A 16,687-nucleotide genomic window follows, 5' to 3' on the forward strand; every position below is an offset into this window, starting at 1 on the left:
TCTATAAGTTATGCCTGTCCTATCTTCTTTTCTGTTGACTTTCACCATACAGTACACATATTACTGTTGATTACTAGCTATGTTTTCTGCCGCGATATCTAGTATATTTTGGTAGTGCTGCAGAATTGTTATACTCACATCCTCGGGGTGAGGTTGCATAATAAACTGATCTACAGTCGTGTTTGTAACAGTTGTACCAAGCATTCTCGAAGCGATAGCGTCTAATTTAGTTTGGGTCGTCGAGCTAATATGGGCTGAAGCATTCCTAATATTTTTTAGATCAGATAGTTCCGTTGTTATGCTAGTTAAAATACTTACTATTGGGCTACCATTTTCAAAGTATAATCTTGATAAGCGCATTACTATTTCGTGATTTGCCCAATCTACATACTTTTGAGTGCCAATAATCATTTTATGTGCATGCTCTTCATCGCTAGGATTCGCATATTTTGTTAGCATATCCCCGGTAGTACTAGAGCCTCCAGTTAGATATATGATGAACGCTTTCTCAATAAATCCCTCCCAGTAAATAAACATTTTTAGAAAGGCAGAGGAAATTATGAACTCTTTTTCATCAGGAGTGCATATCTCACTACCATCTTCTGCTGTTTTGTAAGCTATCGCTATATAATTGTTAACTTGGGTTATTCCAGCCCTAAACTCAGAAAAATTATCATTCATCTCTGCTTTAATCCGTTATCATCAGGTCAATTAAGTAAGTACTTCTTCTCACTCTGACTGATGTATCAGTTGTTGCTCGACGGCAGTCATTAAGGAACTGCAGGTCATTTTCTGAAAGGTTATTTTTATCCATTTCTTCAAAAATATAATCGATATGCTCTAGGCGTTGAGAAACTTTAGACAGATTATCATCCAAAGAGAAATTAGTAGGGCGATCAATATTTACTACTCCAAACTCTAGGTGATAAATAGCTAGAAATAGCGAGTAAAACACATGATTTCTCTTAAACTCACGTTTGCTTAAATTTCCAGAGAACAGAGAGTCAATAAGGTTAATAACCCTATCAAACCTAGCTTCTAACTCATCGACATCATGCTCAAACTCTTTCTCATATAAAGCATACTGCTTTTTGATATTCTTCTTAGTCATGATGCCTTCAATCATTGCAATAAGAAGGTCCGCAGACATTTGAACATCCTCCATACGAAGCACTTTTAGTTCAGCGATTATTTTGTTCTTTGTCCAAAAAGAATTGTGTTTATGTGCGACTTTATCAGCTAGAACCTTGAAAGAACTAAAGTGGTTAGCATTTATTTTTTCTTGATCATTAAGGGTAACTGAATATGAATTCAGTCTGCTGAATATATCTAGAACATCTGAATCAGACATATTCACAAGTAAATCTACAGATATTTCGTAGTTCAAAATGTGTGCTTGGATATCTTCATCAGCTTGATCAAGCTGGCTAAAATATAGGCCGCCATATTTTGAATTGTGCTTCTTGTTAATCGTAAAGCCGTCTTTCATAAATGATAGAATCGTACGTAGCCTTTGTTGCCCATCAACGACTTCACGTATTGATTTTCTGGTTTGAGTGTTAAGCTTTTGCCTAACAAAAACTTTCGGGATTGGCTTTCCTTCTATAATTGTATCCATTAAAAACGAACGGGCTGTATCAGTCCAAACGGAGCGTCGTTGAAACTTTGGGGAAAGCTCAAGTTGCATATTGCTTTCCCATTCTAAGAAGTCATTAATGCTATAGGTACGAGAGTCAAAGTTTTTCATTATTTTTTGCCTTAAGAAAACTAGGTTTCTTTGATTATACACTCATATTACCTATTAACTATCTGATATTATGACGTTATTAATGAACTGATTTAACAGGGTATGTGGGGTCAGTGTAAACTTTATTCTCCGCCCTTAATCAGACAGTCAAAAAAGTCTCTATTTTTCCAATATCAGCCAAATTAACGATATTTCCCTACTGCTACTCCCAGCACTACCACATATGGAATTGACTTACTTTCCCTAATGCCAAAAGTCACTTTTAAAGCCTTAGCTCTAAAACGTTTATGTCCAGAAACGAGTCACGAACGCTGAAAGTATCTTGTGATCACCAAGCGATTATGTCGTATCAGCATACTTTTTTAAAAGCACTAATCTCACCACGAAGCGCTGCGCTTTCACGGAGGTCACGGAGAAGAGCCATAGCTTTTGTCCAGAAATGAGTTTGTAACATCTGAGACAGCTAATTCGGAGAGGTGAATAGTCAGATATCGGTGCGGCTGTGGGCTTCGGTTTCAAGGATGAAACCGCAGAGCGGCCAAGGATGGCTTTACAGCGTTCCACAGAAGTAGCGATATCTCAGCTTACTGCTAATTATTGCCTTTCTTGGTGTCCTCTGTGTCCCAATAACATCCGTGTTTAACGGCCAGTTCGCTATCCCTAGCTCTCGCTTATTAGCACATGGCTTGCCATATTCGCCGTGGTGAATAGCTTTTGTCCAATTCCGAGTTAAACCGACCTTTAGCCATAACTTTGAAATCTAGCCTGTTACTCAATCTCACAGAAAACACCAGTTCCCCATCGGAGTTGCCGAAATACGTTGGAAACTCTTTATAAACCAGAGTCACGTGATGCCCACACGGATGTGGGCATAGCTTTCGCGGGGCAGGCCGTTCCTAGGCATCTGACCCATAGGGATCTGGGAAATGCCATTATGATGTAGGGAACATCATTGGCCCTGCCATCACGGCATTTGTGAATCCATTCACATCAGATACCCCATCGGAAGCGTTAGGTTATTTAGAATAAGTATGAGGCCCGTATCTAATGCATGTAACTTCGTCGGGGCGGCAGGGACTCTTGTGAAAGAATTAGGCAAGAGGGGGTTGCTGTTGACCCCCTCTTGGCCGAGTGTGAGCTGGAAGCTCACGACCCTAATTGTTAGACGCAGTCTAACCTATACCCGGCTGCGTTCACTTGCTACTTGACTGGCGACTCGGTAGAGCTTAGGTTTATTGTCGTAGCCAATGGAACGGTTATAAGTCAGTACCGTCGACAGGTGCTTATGTACTTCACTGTTTGGATCGTTGGCATTGCCAAAAATTAACGCATCGGCTGGGCATACCGTAACACAGGCTGGCTGTAGTCCCTCTGCAACACGGCTTTTCATGCAAAAATCGCAGTTATCCGTGGCTTTGACTTGCTTATTATAGAAACATCCCCCTGTCGGGCAGGCGGCTACACACATTAAACAGCCTTTGCAGCGGTCATGATTAAATGACACGACACCATCTATTGTTTGACTGATGGCTCCATAAGGACAGGCCCTGATACAGGCGGGTCTGTCACACTGTTCGCAAGAGACTCGCAGATAACGGTAATGCAGTTCACCATCGATAAGATATGGGCCCTTTACATCAATTGAGGCCCGATTTTGATGATCGGCCAACTCGTTAGCGCTGTTACAAGCGGCGGTGCAGGCATGGCAGCCTATGCAGCGATTTTCATCATGAATGAGTACAAATTTTTCGTTCATTGCGTTTCTCCCACTCTACTCCAGCACTTGCTATTGCATTGGCTGGAGTAAAGTCGCTCCTTGTTAGTTAAACTCAATACACATTACGCGCGTCTGATCGTGACGCCCGTGGTATGAACATTACTGCCGGTAATAGCGGCGGTGGCATCGGGTAATAAGGCGCCGCAATGTAATCCCTTACCGAAGGCGCGTGTGAGCTCTTGGTTCTTACTACCAAAGCCCATATGTGCGAAAACGGTGTCTTTACGAATCCCAAGTGTTAGCTTGGCAGTGCCTTGCTCCTCTCCCACTTGACTCGTCATAGTGATGCTATCGCCATCATTTATCCTAAATTCTGCAGCTGTGTCAGGGTGGATCCAGACAGGGTTATCGGGCTGCAAATCAAAGAGCAGCGGGATATTTTGAGTTGCTGCGTTGGTGTGCAATGCTGACTTTCCTTGGATAAAGTACAGCTCGTTAGGCTGCTTTAGCGTCACGGGGCGGTAGCTAATCACACTGCGGCCAGGCGCTATCTCTTCGAGACTAGGAGAGGTCAATTCAATCTTGCCACTTGGCGTGCTAAATTGAAGCTGATTTCCGTAGTCGCCACGCTCAGATGGAGGCTGCGCATTAGGGTAATGTTGGCGAAACTTCGCCACCATATCTGGTTCTCGCATCAACAGTGGGATGCCAAAAGAGAGGAAACCTTCTTTTCTAAGCTGCGGTAATAACTCAGGGTTGTTTGCAGTCTGGCGTTGTTGGTAGTCAACAATATCTTGCCAGGGGAAGTGGTGCCCCAACGCCATTGCGTCTGCCATCTCTTTAAATATTTGCCAACTTGGACGAGTATCACCGATAGTTTCTGTGACTCGCTGTCGCAGGGCATAAGCGGGATTCTTGGAAGACATATCACCGATCTCTTCATCGCGCTCAAGGTAAGTGGATTCAGGCAAAACAACGTCAGCATAGGCCGCACTCTCGCTGATATAAACGTCACAGGCGACAACAAAATCCATCGCCTCGAGTGCATTTTGAACTTGGGTTCGATCAGTGACGGTTTGCATCGGGTTAGAGCGTGACATCACCCATGCCTTGATCGCGTAGGGCTGTTGCAGCAAGGCTGCAGGGATAATAGATTGATAGAGCCCACCCGCTCTGGCGGCATACTTAAACTGAGGTTCGGCTAAATCGATGCGTGGTAAGACTGGGGTTGGTAAGCCATCAACTTTTATTTTTTCCAGTGACGGGGCTACCGCTTCGCCAGCCAGCTTGTTATACAGCTTAGATTTCTTAGCGAAATACACCCCTCCTTTACGTTCAATATTACCCAGCAGTACGTTTATGGCATATATACCACGTCGAAGATCGAACTCTTCAGGTGTAAAGGTGCAACGATGCCCATGGTCGGCTAACGCAGCGGGGGCAGCTGCGGCAAGTTCTCGGGCGATACGACGAATGTCGCCTGCTGACACGTCACATATCTCACTTGCCCATTCAGGGCTATATTGTGCCATCGAAGTCGCAAAACCCTCGAAGCCACTGACGTGTTGTTGCACAAAGGATTTGTCGTACAACTGCTCCTCAATCAATACATGGCTCAGAGCGAGTACAACGGCAATGTCGGTGCCGGGTTTAATGGCATGCCATTCATCCGCTTTGTCTGCCATAACCGATAATCTAGGTTCAAACACCACAACTTTAACTGCGCCTTTCTCCTGTGCAGCTAACAAGCCCCGGGTCATTGACATGTTGATCCCTTCGAACAGGTTATGACCAAAGTTGAGTATATATTTGCTGTTTTCTAAATCGAGTTTAAGCTCATTACCGAACATCACCTTAGCAGCGACGGCATAGGAAATTGGACATGTTGAGCCGTGTGAAAAAATATTTGGAGTACCGATAACTTTACCGAAGTGAAAGGCATGGCTGGATAATGAGCCCGATTTACTCGAGACTGCGATTGCTTCAGGTCCGTATCGATCACAAACTTGATTCAGGTTGTGAGCAATAAGTTGGTATGCTTCCTCCCACTCTATTTCCTGCCACATTCCCGAGCCTCGAGGTCCGGTTCGTTTAATCGGTTTAACTAAACGGTGAGGATCATTAAGTAGCTTGCTACCTGATGTGCCTCTTGCGCATACCTTACCACCAAAGCTCTTAGCGTTCAGGTTCCCCCGAATAAACAACTTATCTTGTCTGCTTTCGACGGTAATTGGACATCGAGTTGAACACATTTCGCAGATACTGTTTATTTCTTTAACAAATGGCGTAGCGGGTGTTAATAACTGACTTTGCGCCCCTAAAGTTCCGGGGGCATAAATTGTTATAGCGCAAAAGGCGCTACCTTTTGCCAAAAAATCGCGGCGAGACAACATGTTCTTACCTCTCTCTTCACATTCATAAACATCAGATTTAAAAGCAATTTTTTTATTTTTAGGACTAGAGACTAGCTGTGTGCATAGTAAGCTCAGTTCATTTGAATAAATCATGATTAAGATCAACAACTCAAATGTATTTAGATGTGAATCACATATAAACGGATGTGATTTAGATTTGATCACAAGTAAAATTGTGATCAGAAAGACATGTCGAAAATAGATTGACCGCTACAGAGGTGACACCAATGCTCCCCCGACTTCGCAAGATAATCATCTTCTCAGTTAGTCGTCTTGATGTAACACACTGGCAAGTGCTTACAGCACTGAGTTGTAGATGAGGCCTGATATTTAACGTCGCTTTTCAGGGGAGTTAAACGCTATGGACTCATCGATATGAATGAGCAGATTTAAGATAAACCTTAACAAAATTAAGACGTTTTCTTTAAGTTATATTATTGTCGTGACTCGAAAAATTTAGAAGGTGAAATCACCTATATTTTAGACATATATCACGTAAAAAATATTATTTTCTGGTAAAAGGTCACAATTTCCCCATCAGCCTAGAGTTAACGCGACAAAGTAACGTCATCGCCCTCACCAAATACCAAGGTTCAGCACAGCAACAAAAAAGGCTATGGTTTCCCATAGCCTTTTTTAGCGTGCTAAAACAGCCTAGAACATAAGTAATTACTTGCCTTCGATTACCGACTTAATGCTGTTAAGCATCGAACGGTCGGTGCGGGCTTTCTTAAGCTTACGTACGCTTTCTTTAAGCGATGCATCTGCCAAACGAGTGAAGATGCCATTGTACTCTTTCTCGGCAATTTCATCGTCGGTCTCAGCCATATCGGCAATGTCTTGCGCTACGCGACTGAGTTGGAACCAAGCGTTTGCGATGTAAAAACCGTGGAAATCTTCTTTCGGCAGTAGGTTCTTAGCACTGGCTGGTAATGCGTCCCAACCTGCGCTGAACTTAAGATCGGTATCTTCAATTAGCTCGTTGCAAAGGTTTGCGTAGGCTTCGAACAAACCTTCAGGAATATCGCTCATCGGCATTACGGTGTTACACACGTTCAATGCCACTTGTTCGGCGCGCTCTTTGTACGCTGCTGTTACTTCAGTCATCACTTTCTCTCTACAAGATGTCTCTAAAAATATTTCTACTCGCAGGCGCTATATTTTGAGTCTACAAAATATCGGCGCCTCCTTTATTCAATACGATTTAATTCAGTGCTATTTATTCTAGTTAATTCGCGCTAGAACTTACCGCTAACGTATAGGCCGTAATTTCCATTGCCAACAACTGGCGTGATGGTGATGCCTTTATAGGGGTCGGTAAAGTATAGTCCCGACAATATGCCTATTGCCGCGCCGGCTAATACGTCTTCTATATGGTGCTTGTCGCTTTCAACGCGGGTGTAACCTACATAAGTGGCACCAATATAAGCGGGAATAGCCCACTGCCAGCCGTATCGTTGCTGCACAAAGGTTGCTGCGGCAAAACTGTCGGCGGTGTGTCCCGATGGAAACGAGTCAGAGCCTGAGCCATCGGGTCTGTCTTTATCGACTGTGTACTTAAGGCCTTCGACCACTAAGCGTGACACTATGCCTGTTTTGGCTAGCTGCCATGCGCCCTCAAAGCCGTCTTCATAGATAAGGCTGCCACCCAACGCCGTAGCAGGAATTAACAGGTGCAATACATCGCCCGATTTTTCCAAATCTGATGCGGCTGACGTTGACCCACTTGCTAGCAAAAGCAGACAAGCAAAAATTTTTTTCATTCGAGTGACCTTCCCGTTCGCCCTTTAGAGGGCGTTGTTATACAGGCAGCTTGACGCAAATGCAAAGACTTGTCTTTTACAGTCCTTTCTCAGCAGCTAACACTGGCAAAAAATAGCGTTAAAAACACCCATTATCGTGTATGCTTGACCATGATTATCAATGACTTCAATACAAAGCAAACGCTAAATGCCCAAGCTGTTTTTATTAATAAAAATCATTCTATTTTTTGGCTTACTCTCGATGAGCGCTTCAGGCCATGCCGAGCAAAGTGATGCACTGAAGGCCGATGCGATATTTAAGTTGCTCGATAGTGGTAACCTTGAAAAGAATGAAACCTATCAAACTTACCTCACCGAATTAGACTCTCTAATCTCTAAGGCTGACACCCAGAGACAATTACGGCTAACCCGAGCACGTTGCTGGGCATTTAATGCGCTTAAAGAGGGCCAAGTCGACAAGGCACTAGCCTTTGCTCAGCAGGCATTGAATACTCCAAACTTGGCTAAATACCCTAACAACAAGTTAGATCTCGAGCTCTGCCAAGCCTGGTATACCGAGCAAAAAGGTGACGTGCAGTTAGCATTAAAAAGCTATAACCAGGCGATCAATGATGCCTATGCATTAGAAAACTTACGCTTAGTTGCCGACGCCAGAGGCATGCGCGGCTACCTACACTCCTATCAAGGTAACTTTACCCAAGGTTTAGAGGACTTACTCACCGCGCATTCTTTATACCAGAGCTTAAATTTACCCGCCTGGTCACGCACTAGTCTGTATGAAATTGCCACCAGCTATCGTCGCCTTGGCGATTATAAAAGTGCTATTCGCTACTTTAAAAAACTTAAAACCAGTTATATCAAAAGCAAAAACTTTGACAGTGCGAATGCTATATCGGTCTCTATCGCCATTGCCGAAGAGGAGCGAGGTAACCTAGAACGCGCCAAGATACTGTTTGAAAAAGGTTATAAGTATTGGAAAAGCAATAACCGAGAGTTAGAGCAAGCGACTGTCGCGGTCAATATCGCCGGCACCTTAATTAAACTTGGTGAGTTTGATCAAGCCAGTCAATATCTCAATGAGGCCGAGCCATTTATCCTCCCCACAGATGAAGCCTTTTACAGCTTTATGCATCTGTTTCGAGCACAGATCTATCTTGCCAATGGCCAACTGCCACAGGCTCATAAGAGTATCGCCTATGCACGCAGCGCCTTTGATCGAGTAAAAAACCTTAGGGGGTTAACGCTGCTTCAAATGGTGCAGAGCCAACTATTTCTTAAAGAGGGAAAATGGCAACAAGCCTATTATGCACTTGATGAGTATGTGAAACTGCATAATGAGCTCGATGTAAAACGACTCTCTAACTACACCACCGAGATGCGTACCCGCTTTAATGTCGACCAGATAGAAAAAGAGAACCAACATCTAATTGAAAATCAGCAGCTCAGAGAAATTGAACTCGCAATGCTTGAGCAAAATAAGCAGCAGCAATGGATCATCATCTTGCTTGGTAGCGTTTTGATGATGATCATCTCGGTATTTGCCTATAAGCAGATCCAAAAGAATCGTTTACTCTCGGCCCTAGCGCTCACCGACGATCTAACTCAGCTTCCAAATCGTCGTTATATCTATATCAAGGCACAGCACTGTTTTGAAGAGGCACAGAAAACAGATCGGCCACTGTCTGTTATTGCCTTCGATGCCGACCATTTCAAACTGATTAATGACAAGTTTGGTCACGAAGTGGGTGACCATGCGCTAGAGCTACTCGCCGACACCTGCCGTAGTCTTATTTCATCCACTTATGAAACTGCGCGCGTCGGTGGCGAGGAGTTTTTGATAGTCCTAACGGATATCGATAAGCCTCAAGCATTTGAAATCGCACAATCTCTGGTACGAAGAGTTAGTGAGAATGATTTTAGCGCTTTTCCACAAGGCTTTAATATGACTATCAGCGCTGGCGTTGCCTGCCTAAGCTCAACGGATAGTAAGTTATCGCAACTGCTCAAGAGAGCCGATGATGCACTCTATCAAGCTAAGAGCCTAGGCCGTAACCAAGCAAAAATGAGCTAAGCTCCCCGAGACTAAGGTACGGCAATACCTATTTCCCCCCAATAACTGCTATCATTAGCGGTTACTTAAAGCCGTTACTTTCGCCGATACTTTTCGCCGACAATAGACCTATGTCCGACTCTCCTTCACAACTTGCAGCAATCGACACCCTAACAGCAACTCAGCTCGGCGAATTAGCGCTTAACATCAAAGCATGGGGTCAAGAGCTAGGCTTTGCTCAAATCGGTATTTGCGATACCGACTTAAGCGCCGAAGAACCTAAGCTGCAGCAGTGGTTAGACAAGGGCTATCATGGCGATATGGGTTACATGGCCAATCACGGCATGATGCGCGCAAGACCCCATGAGCTACACCCAGGTACTAAGCGGGTCATCAGCGCCCGCATGAATTACCTACCACCCGAAGCCGGCTTTGCGTTTAACCTTAAAAACCCTAACCTTGGCTATATCTCTCGTTACGCCGGTGGGCGTGATTATCATAAGATGATCCGTAATCGTCTCAAGAAACTGGGCGATAGAATCGAAGCGGAGTTAAAGCTGCTGGGTGTTGATAAACCTAATTCGCGCCCCTTTGTCGACTCGGCGCCAATTCTAGAGCGCCCCTTAGCCGATAAGGCAGGCCTTGGCTGGACTGGCAAACATAGCTTATTGCTCAACCAAGACGCTGGCAGTTGGTTCTTCTTAGGCGAGCTATTAATAGATCTACCGCTGCCCGTCGATATCCCGGTGTCCGAGGGCTGCAACACGTGTGTGGCCTGCATTAAGTCTTGCCCAACCAATGCCATCGTTGAGCCCTATGTTGTTGACGGCAGTCGCTGCATCTCTTACTTAACCATTGAGCTGCAGGGGGCAATACCGGTGGAGTTTAGACAGGCTATCGGCAATCGCATCTATGGCTGTGATGATTGCCAACTGGTTTGCCCGGTCAATGCTAAGGCACCGCTAACCGAAGAAAGTGATTTCCATACTCGTCCTTCACTTAAGCAGCCACAGCTAGTTGAACTATTTGCATGGAGCGAAGCGATATTTTTAAAGTTAACTGAAGGTAGCCCTATTCGCCGTATAGGCCACAGCCGCTGGTTAAGAAATATCGCCGTTGCGCTGGGTAATGCGCCCTACAGTGAAGCGATTATCGCAGCGCTTGAGACCCGTAAGCTATCGAGTGAAGTGGATGAGATGGTGATGGAGCATATCGACTGGGCTCTTGAGCAGCAACATCAGAAACTGGAGCCGCAAGCGGCGCATAGTCTTAATCTTAGTCTTGGTCTTAACGAAAGCACTAGCAGCCATAGCCTAAGCCGCAAAACCCAAAGGATTATTCGCTGTATCGAAAAAGGCCTAGCGCGGGATGCGTAGGCCTAATCATCTCTCTCTGTATAACAAATCATTAGAAATCGTTATGCATTCTGATCTAAGGTGAAGCCGACCTTAACGGTTACCTGCCAGTGAGCGATTAAGCCCTCCTCTAGATGGCCTCTAGTTTCTACCACCTCAAACCACCTCAAGTGCTTGAGTGACTCATTTGCCGCAGCAATTGCATTCTTGATGGCTTCATCTGAGCTAATGGGAGACGATCCTGTTAGTTCGATAATCTTGTAGGTATGGCTCATAGTGACCCCAACGGTGATTAAAATAATGACCTTAATCAGTATAGAACAACATCTGTGTTAGTCAGGGCAAAGAATGGGGAAAATAGTTCGCCACTCACACTCAGCAAAATGGGCCAATTATGACCTGCTTTGACTTATTTAGACTGGGTCACTTCAAAGCTGCCAACACCAAAGTCGAACGTTTTAGCGAGACGATTCCAAGCATTAATTTGAATCACCACTAATGTCAGTTCGCTGATCTCTTTGTCCGAGAAGTAGGCCTTTAATCCTCTCGTGGCATCCACTAAACGCGTCTGTTCATGGGTAACGCCTGCGTGGGGTAAATCCGTTAATGCCTCAGCCCAATTCAATACTGCACGCTCTCTATCTGTGTAATAAGGCGCTTCTCGCCAGATAGATAATGACGTCAATCGTTGAGCGGTTTCGCCAGCTGCAAGTGATTCTTTAAAATGCATGTCGATACAGTATGCACAGCCATTGATTAGCGACACGCGATAACGAATAAGCTCCAATAGCGTATGCTCAATGCCGCAATTATTGACATAGTGTTCAGTCTTTAGCATGCAGTTCATTACACCGCTGCTTATCTCTGCACTCTCAAGTGCTGCGGTAATTGAAAGCGTTTGATTAGTCGATTGAGTCATGTTTCACCTCTTATGGATTGAATAGCAATTTGAATTAGTTGTTAGAACAGCAACTATTATCCATAGATACAAAAAAGCTGGAATACAGATAAAAACTGCTTTACCTTTGCATAAAACGCAAAAGCAAATTTAAGGTTAATCATGCTAAGTGCAATGCGGATCTTCATCAAAGTCGTCGAGCTAGGTAGTTTTTCCAAAGCAGCAGAGGTGCTCAATATGGCGCCTTCTAGCGTCGCCCGTAACATCGATAATCTTGAGCAAGACTTTAATGCCGTGCTATTAAAGCGCAGCACTCGACAACTGTTACTGACCGAGGCCGGAGAGCAGTTTCTCACTGGTGCACGCAAACTTGTTAGCGATGAGGAGTCACTTAAGGCCTCTTTGTCGCAGCAAGAACTGCAGCCAGAAGGCGTGTTAAGAATTTCGGTATTTGAAGGCTTTGGCAGAGTAAAAGTTTGCCCTATTCTGCCAGGCTTTTTAGCTCAATATCCTAAGGTAAAGATTGAGATTGATTTAGATAATCAGCTTGTTGATTTGCATTCAGAAAACATCGATATCGCGATTCGTATTGGGAGCCCAGCCGACTCCAGTCTGCATGCCAGAATGCTGATGACCAACCAAACCTCACTCTGCGCTAGCCCAACCTATTTAGCGCAGTTTGGTTCGCCCAAAAAACCTGATGACCTACTGCAACATAACTGCCTACTGCTCGACCGTGACAGACAGCGTACCTATTGGCACTTTCATAAAGCCAAGCAATATAAAAAAGTCCCTGTGCAGGGCAATTTAACCTCAAGAGGCGGCACGCCCATTTTAGAGGCTGCTATTCATCATGGCGGCATAGTGCTGCTATCGAGTTGGATGATGGATGATTTAATCCAAGATGGTAGCTTAGTGCGTTGCCTGCCCGAGTGGACGCCTTCTTTATCAGAACAATCCAGTGGTGATATCTATGCGCTATACAGTGGCGGCAAACATATGCGACCGGTGATCCGTGCCTTTATTGATTACTTAGTCAAAGCGCTAAAGCTATAAGTAATAGGTAGTTAGTAGATCGTCGTCAGTAGTTAATAGTTAGTAACAAGCCGCATACACAGATGATATGCGGCTTGTTATGGTGCAAGTAGTTTCTCGGTCGGCTAATCCTAAGCCAATAGCATCCGCCACCACATACCCGGTAAGCTGGTAAAGCCACTCGTGTAATAAGCCAGCTCGCCATCTTTTATCACTAAGAGTGTCGGGGTTAACTGCATCGACCAGTCCTGAGACAACTCACCACTTGGGTCGTTAACGACGGCAAAGTCATAGCCTTTATGTTGCAAGTATTTAAGCAGCTTTTCATCCGTCCCCGAAGTCATCGCAACGGTAATAACCGGATATCTATCTGCAATCATGTTCACCGATGGGCTCACAAAGTTACAAACTGGACACCAAGAGCCCCAAAAGTAGACCAATACAGGCTGCTCATGACTCATGGCTATCAAATCGACAGCTTGCCCCTGAACTGTTGTCGCTTGAATATTTGGCAACGCCGTTTTAGGCAGATCTCTGCTGCGCCAAATATCTAAAGCGGCAGAGAAAACGCTCAGCACAACGAGCATGAACAACAATTGTTTTACCCAACCAATTAATCTACGACCAAATGGCAGAGGCTTACCTACGCTATCCGCACGATTTGCACCATCAGCACGACTGTCACTCGTATTCGACTTATCTGGCCTTTGACTATCCGTGCTCATCTCGTGCCTCCAATGTGAGTTCGACTTGCTGTTTTAGTCGTTCAAATGGCACCAAGCCCACAATAATTTGCTCTCCAATCACCATACTCGGTGTGCCGCCTATCCTTAAGCCCCTCATTAACTCTAAGTTATCTGAAATGGCTGGTGATATGCTTTTCTCAGCCTGAGTCAACCATTGGCTAGTCTTTGTCATCGCTGCAGCTTTAGCGAGAGTTTGCCTATCTAGCCTACGAGGCGCCGCCATCAATGTATCTTTCAGCTTGAGAAACTTAGCGGGCTCATTTAACCAGACCCTTTGTGCAAAATCGACTGCCTCAACTGAGCTTTGGCCTTGTAATGGCACCATTTTCACTATGATTTTAAGCTGTGGATACTCAGCCATGAGCTTATCTAACTCGGGCTCCAGTTTCTTGCAGTAAGGGCAGTTAAAATCGGTAAAGTAAACCATGGTGACTTGTGGTTTTTCAGCACCTTTCCACGGGTCGGTAGCACGATGAAACAGGGCTGAGCGATTAGAATTTATCATCTCCTTCATCGTTGGAGCTGTCGCCCACATCGGTTTTACTCTTGAGTCTTCAGCTTTCACATTTTGACTGATGACCAACATAGCGCAATATAATGCAAATGCGGCTATAGTTGTTATAAAGAGTGTGGCTTGAAGCCTACTTTTAAATATTGGCTGCTTACAGCCTAAATTATTACCTGTTTTACGAGTCTTCATTCTTTTCACTTAGGTTTTCTCTTAGATTATCTCGTGGCGCTGCTAATAGTAGCGCTCTATTTATAACGGTTAAGCGCTTGCACTGTGCGCTATTGTCCAAATGCTTGAGGCGCGGCTTTAAATCAAAATCTTACCGAAGCCACGTTGATAGCATCGATAACATCGCTGGCAGACAAGATCACCGGCAGGGCAATTCCCTCAGGTGCATTCGGACCGTAAACCACATTAAACGGCACACCAAAACGATTATGACTCTGTAAATATTCGGTTATTGGCGCTGACGGCTTGGTCCAGTCCCCCTCCATCAACACTATATTTTCAGTTTTCAATTCGCTGTATACCGGATCTTGTAAGATCACCCCCACCTTGTTGGCTTTACAGGTGATACACCAATCGGCAGTAACATCGACAAACACGGTTTTGCCTGCCGCAACTTGTCTCGCTATTTCTGATTCATTCAGAGCACGCCAATCTAAGTCTGTAGGTAACGGCTGCGCCCACCTGTTTGATGTCGAAAATGCTGCAACGGCTAATACCATAATCCCGATACTGACACTGGCGATGACAGCGGCTTTACCTTGTACTTTGGCCATCAACATCAAGAACAACAGTAAAAGAATAGCCGCCGCAATCCACAAATAAACCGTAGGGATGAAGTTAGCTAACAAACTGATTAGCCACAGACTGGTCAGTACCAGTAGGCCCGAGAACACCACTTTAACCACATTCATCCAACGCCCCGGTTTAGGGAAGTAATTCGCAACTTGTGGGAATGCGGCTACCACTAACCAAGGCAATGCCATGCCTAATGCTAAAGCGGTAAAGATGACAAACAGACTCAAGACGTCAGCGCCTAAGGCAAAAGCGACTGCGGTGCCCAGAAAAGGCGCGCTGCAGGGCGTTGCCAGCAAGGTGGCAAACATGCCTTGCAAAAAGTGTCCGCGATGATCATTGCCGCCTGTTGTCGCCAGCTTTGTTTGTAGATTCGATGGCAAAGTGATCTCAAATGCGCCTAACATATTCAACGCAAACACCGAGGTCACAATCGCCATAAACCCAATAAACCATGGGTTCTGGAACTGAACGCCCCAACCTATTGCTTGTCCGGTCAGTTTAAGGGTGAAAATAAAGGCCGCGAGTAACCAAAATGACACCAAAATGCCGAGTGCTGAAGCGATAAACTGTTGACGAATTTGCCTGCGCTGCAGATCGGGCGCGGCGATAACGGCACTTAACTTCATCCCCAGAACAGGTAAAACACAAGGCATAACATTAAGTATTAAGCCGCCTAAAAGCGCTATTAACAGCATTTTTAAAAGCGAAGTCTGGCTCGATTTAATCGTGGTAGCTTCAACTTTAGAGGTGTACTCCACGGCGCGATTACTGTCTATCACAGTTAAATTGAGTGGCTTACCGAGCAGCTCTGGCTCTCCCAACCAACTTGATGCATCAAATACCGCTCTGAGTTTTTTCGCTGCGGTATCGGTTTCAAAACGCTCAAATATGACAAATTTAAACGTGGTATCAGGCTCACCATCGACAATAAACTTAGGCATTATCCAGCCAGTGTCATCCATCTCCACCTGTAGCTGCTTAGCTTTAGCATCCCAGCCAAACACTAGGGTGTCGCTGATCTTCTTCTGCGGTACCTTAGACAGTGCTTTGTTGTAGGAAAACATCGCACCGACATCAGAGTTAAGCTCACGAGGATCGATCTCTAAATTAATATCGTAGTCGGTTAACACGCAGATATTGGTACATGAAGATAAGGTGAATTTACCCTGTAAACTAGCAGGTTTAGAGGCATCGTTCAGCGTTACCAACATAGGAAATGCAGCCTGTTGGTGATAGCCAAAAGTTTGTAGTCCAAGCAGTGAAAACTGCTCAGGTGCAGGCCAATTCCAATTTACATTGTCTAAATTAGTTGAGCCACTCCAATCAATACTCGGTGCAATGCCGCCTTCACCAGGGCTACGCCAGTAGGTTTTCCACTCGCCATCAAGCTCAACTTCAAGTACACCAGGCATCGTATTTGTGGCTTTGTCTAACTCTCCAGTAAGCATAAATCTTGCTTTAACCGGTGGATGATTTGGGTTTTCTAGCCACCCCGTTGATTGGGCGAAGACCGGATTAGCCAGTGCTATCAAGCACACTAAAATGATCTGTTTTATTATTTTCAATTTATCTCTCCGCGAAAACGGCTCACAAAACCTTTTAGCCCCATATAGGCTGCTAGGCAAAGTGTTAATTAACGGCTTAATA

The 16,687-nt window shown here is 44.9% G+C and carries 14 protein-coding genes; 3 read left to right on the top strand and 11 right to left on the bottom strand.

All coding sequences use genetic code 11. From position 1 onward, the window contains the following. Nucleotides 1-60 precede the first annotated feature (60 nt). The 6 genes from SHAL_RS16935 to SHAL_RS16960 form a co-directional block, all read right to left on the bottom strand. Nucleotides 61-681: a hypothetical protein gene (locus SHAL_RS16935; RefSeq protein ID WP_012278337.1), complete on the bottom strand. Its 621-nt coding sequence runs from the start codon at nt 679-681 to the stop codon at nt 61-63. A gap of 7 nt (nt 682-688) precedes the next feature. Beyond that, on the bottom strand, nt 689-1,747 hold the full coding sequence (locus tag SHAL_RS16940; protein ID WP_012278338.1) for a DUF262 domain-containing protein: 1,059 nt from the start codon (nt 1,745-1,747) through the stop codon (nt 689-691). A gap of 1,177 nt (nt 1,748-2,924) precedes the next feature. Further along, entirely contained in the window at nt 2,925-3,503 is a 579-nt protein-coding gene (locus SHAL_RS16945) for a 4Fe-4S dicluster domain-containing protein (protein WP_012278339.1), read from the bottom strand. A gap of 83 nt (nt 3,504-3,586) precedes the next feature. Then, complete coding sequence (phsA, locus tag SHAL_RS16950; protein WP_012278340.1) at nt 3,587-5,857, bottom strand: thiosulfate reductase PhsA; 2,271 nt, start codon at nt 5,855-5,857, stop codon at nt 3,587-3,589. Between the two features lie 690 nt (nt 5,858-6,547). Next, nucleotides 6,548-6,985 (bottom strand): DUF3069 domain-containing protein, encoded by a 438-nt coding sequence (locus SHAL_RS16955; RefSeq protein ID WP_012278341.1) that lies wholly within the window; start codon nt 6,983-6,985, stop codon nt 6,548-6,550. 131 nt (nt 6,986-7,116) lie between these two features. Then, nucleotides 7,117-7,641 carry a phosphatase PAP2 family protein gene (locus tag SHAL_RS16960; protein WP_012278342.1) on the bottom strand — a complete coding sequence of 175 codons (525 nt, stop codon included), beginning with the start codon at nt 7,639-7,641 and terminating at the stop codon, nt 7,117-7,119. A gap of 241 nt (nt 7,642-7,882) precedes the next feature. Here SHAL_RS16960 and SHAL_RS16965 point away from each other — a divergent pair, with 241 nt between their 5' ends. Both SHAL_RS16965 and queG read left to right on the top strand, forming a co-directional pair. Further along, nucleotides 7,883-9,712 carry a tetratricopeptide repeat-containing diguanylate cyclase gene (locus SHAL_RS16965; protein WP_223296205.1) on the top strand — a complete coding sequence of 610 codons (1,830 nt, stop codon included), beginning with the start codon at nt 7,883-7,885 and terminating at the stop codon, nt 9,710-9,712. 110 nt (nt 9,713-9,822) lie between these two features. Further along, a complete protein-coding gene (gene queG / locus SHAL_RS16970) occupies nt 9,823-11,067 on the top strand; it encodes a tRNA epoxyqueuosine(34) reductase QueG (protein WP_012278344.1) in 1,245 nt (414 codons plus the stop codon). A gap of 41 nt (nt 11,068-11,108) precedes the next feature. On the opposite strand, the gene SHAL_RS16975 is transcribed toward queG, so the two are convergent. Continuing rightward, nucleotides 11,109-11,321, bottom strand: a complete 213-nt coding sequence (locus tag SHAL_RS16975; protein WP_012278345.1) for a dodecin — start codon at nt 11,319-11,321, stop codon at nt 11,109-11,111. A gap of 134 nt (nt 11,322-11,455) precedes the next feature. Continuing rightward, nucleotides 11,456-11,965, bottom strand: a complete 510-nt coding sequence (locus SHAL_RS16980; protein ID WP_012278346.1) for a carboxymuconolactone decarboxylase family protein — start codon at nt 11,963-11,965, stop codon at nt 11,456-11,458. Nucleotides 11,966-12,106: 141 nt separating this feature from the next. Here SHAL_RS16980 and SHAL_RS16985 point away from each other — a divergent pair, with 141 nt between their 5' ends. Continuing rightward, nucleotides 12,107-13,000 carry a LysR family transcriptional regulator gene (locus tag SHAL_RS16985; protein ID WP_012278347.1) on the top strand — a complete coding sequence of 298 codons (894 nt, stop codon included), beginning with the start codon at nt 12,107-12,109 and terminating at the stop codon, nt 12,998-13,000. A gap of 110 nt (nt 13,001-13,110) precedes the next feature. Here SHAL_RS16985 and SHAL_RS16990 read toward each other — a convergent pair whose 3' ends face one another. The 3 genes from SHAL_RS16990 to SHAL_RS17000 all read right to left on the bottom strand — a co-directional run bounded on the left by SHAL_RS16990 (nt 13,111) and on the right by SHAL_RS17000 (nt 16,605). After that, complete coding sequence (locus tag SHAL_RS16990) at nt 13,111-13,704, bottom strand: protein disulfide oxidoreductase (protein ID WP_012278348.1); 594 nt, start codon at nt 13,702-13,704, stop codon at nt 13,111-13,113. Next, complete coding sequence (locus tag SHAL_RS16995; protein ID WP_223296206.1) at nt 13,691-14,230, bottom strand: DsbA family protein; 540 nt, start codon at nt 14,228-14,230, stop codon at nt 13,691-13,693. The genes SHAL_RS16990 and SHAL_RS16995 overlap by 14 nt, the downstream gene beginning before the upstream one ends. A 317-nt stretch (nt 14,231-14,547) precedes the next feature. After that, entirely contained in the window at nt 14,548-16,605 is a 2,058-nt protein-coding gene (locus SHAL_RS17000; RefSeq protein ID WP_012278350.1) for a protein-disulfide reductase DsbD family protein, read from the bottom strand. Between the last annotated feature and the right edge of the window lie 82 nt (nt 16,606-16,687).

This window comes from Shewanella halifaxensis HAW-EB4, assembly GCF_000019185.1.
Lineage (GTDB): Bacteria > Pseudomonadota > Gammaproteobacteria > Enterobacterales > Shewanellaceae > Shewanella > Shewanella halifaxensis.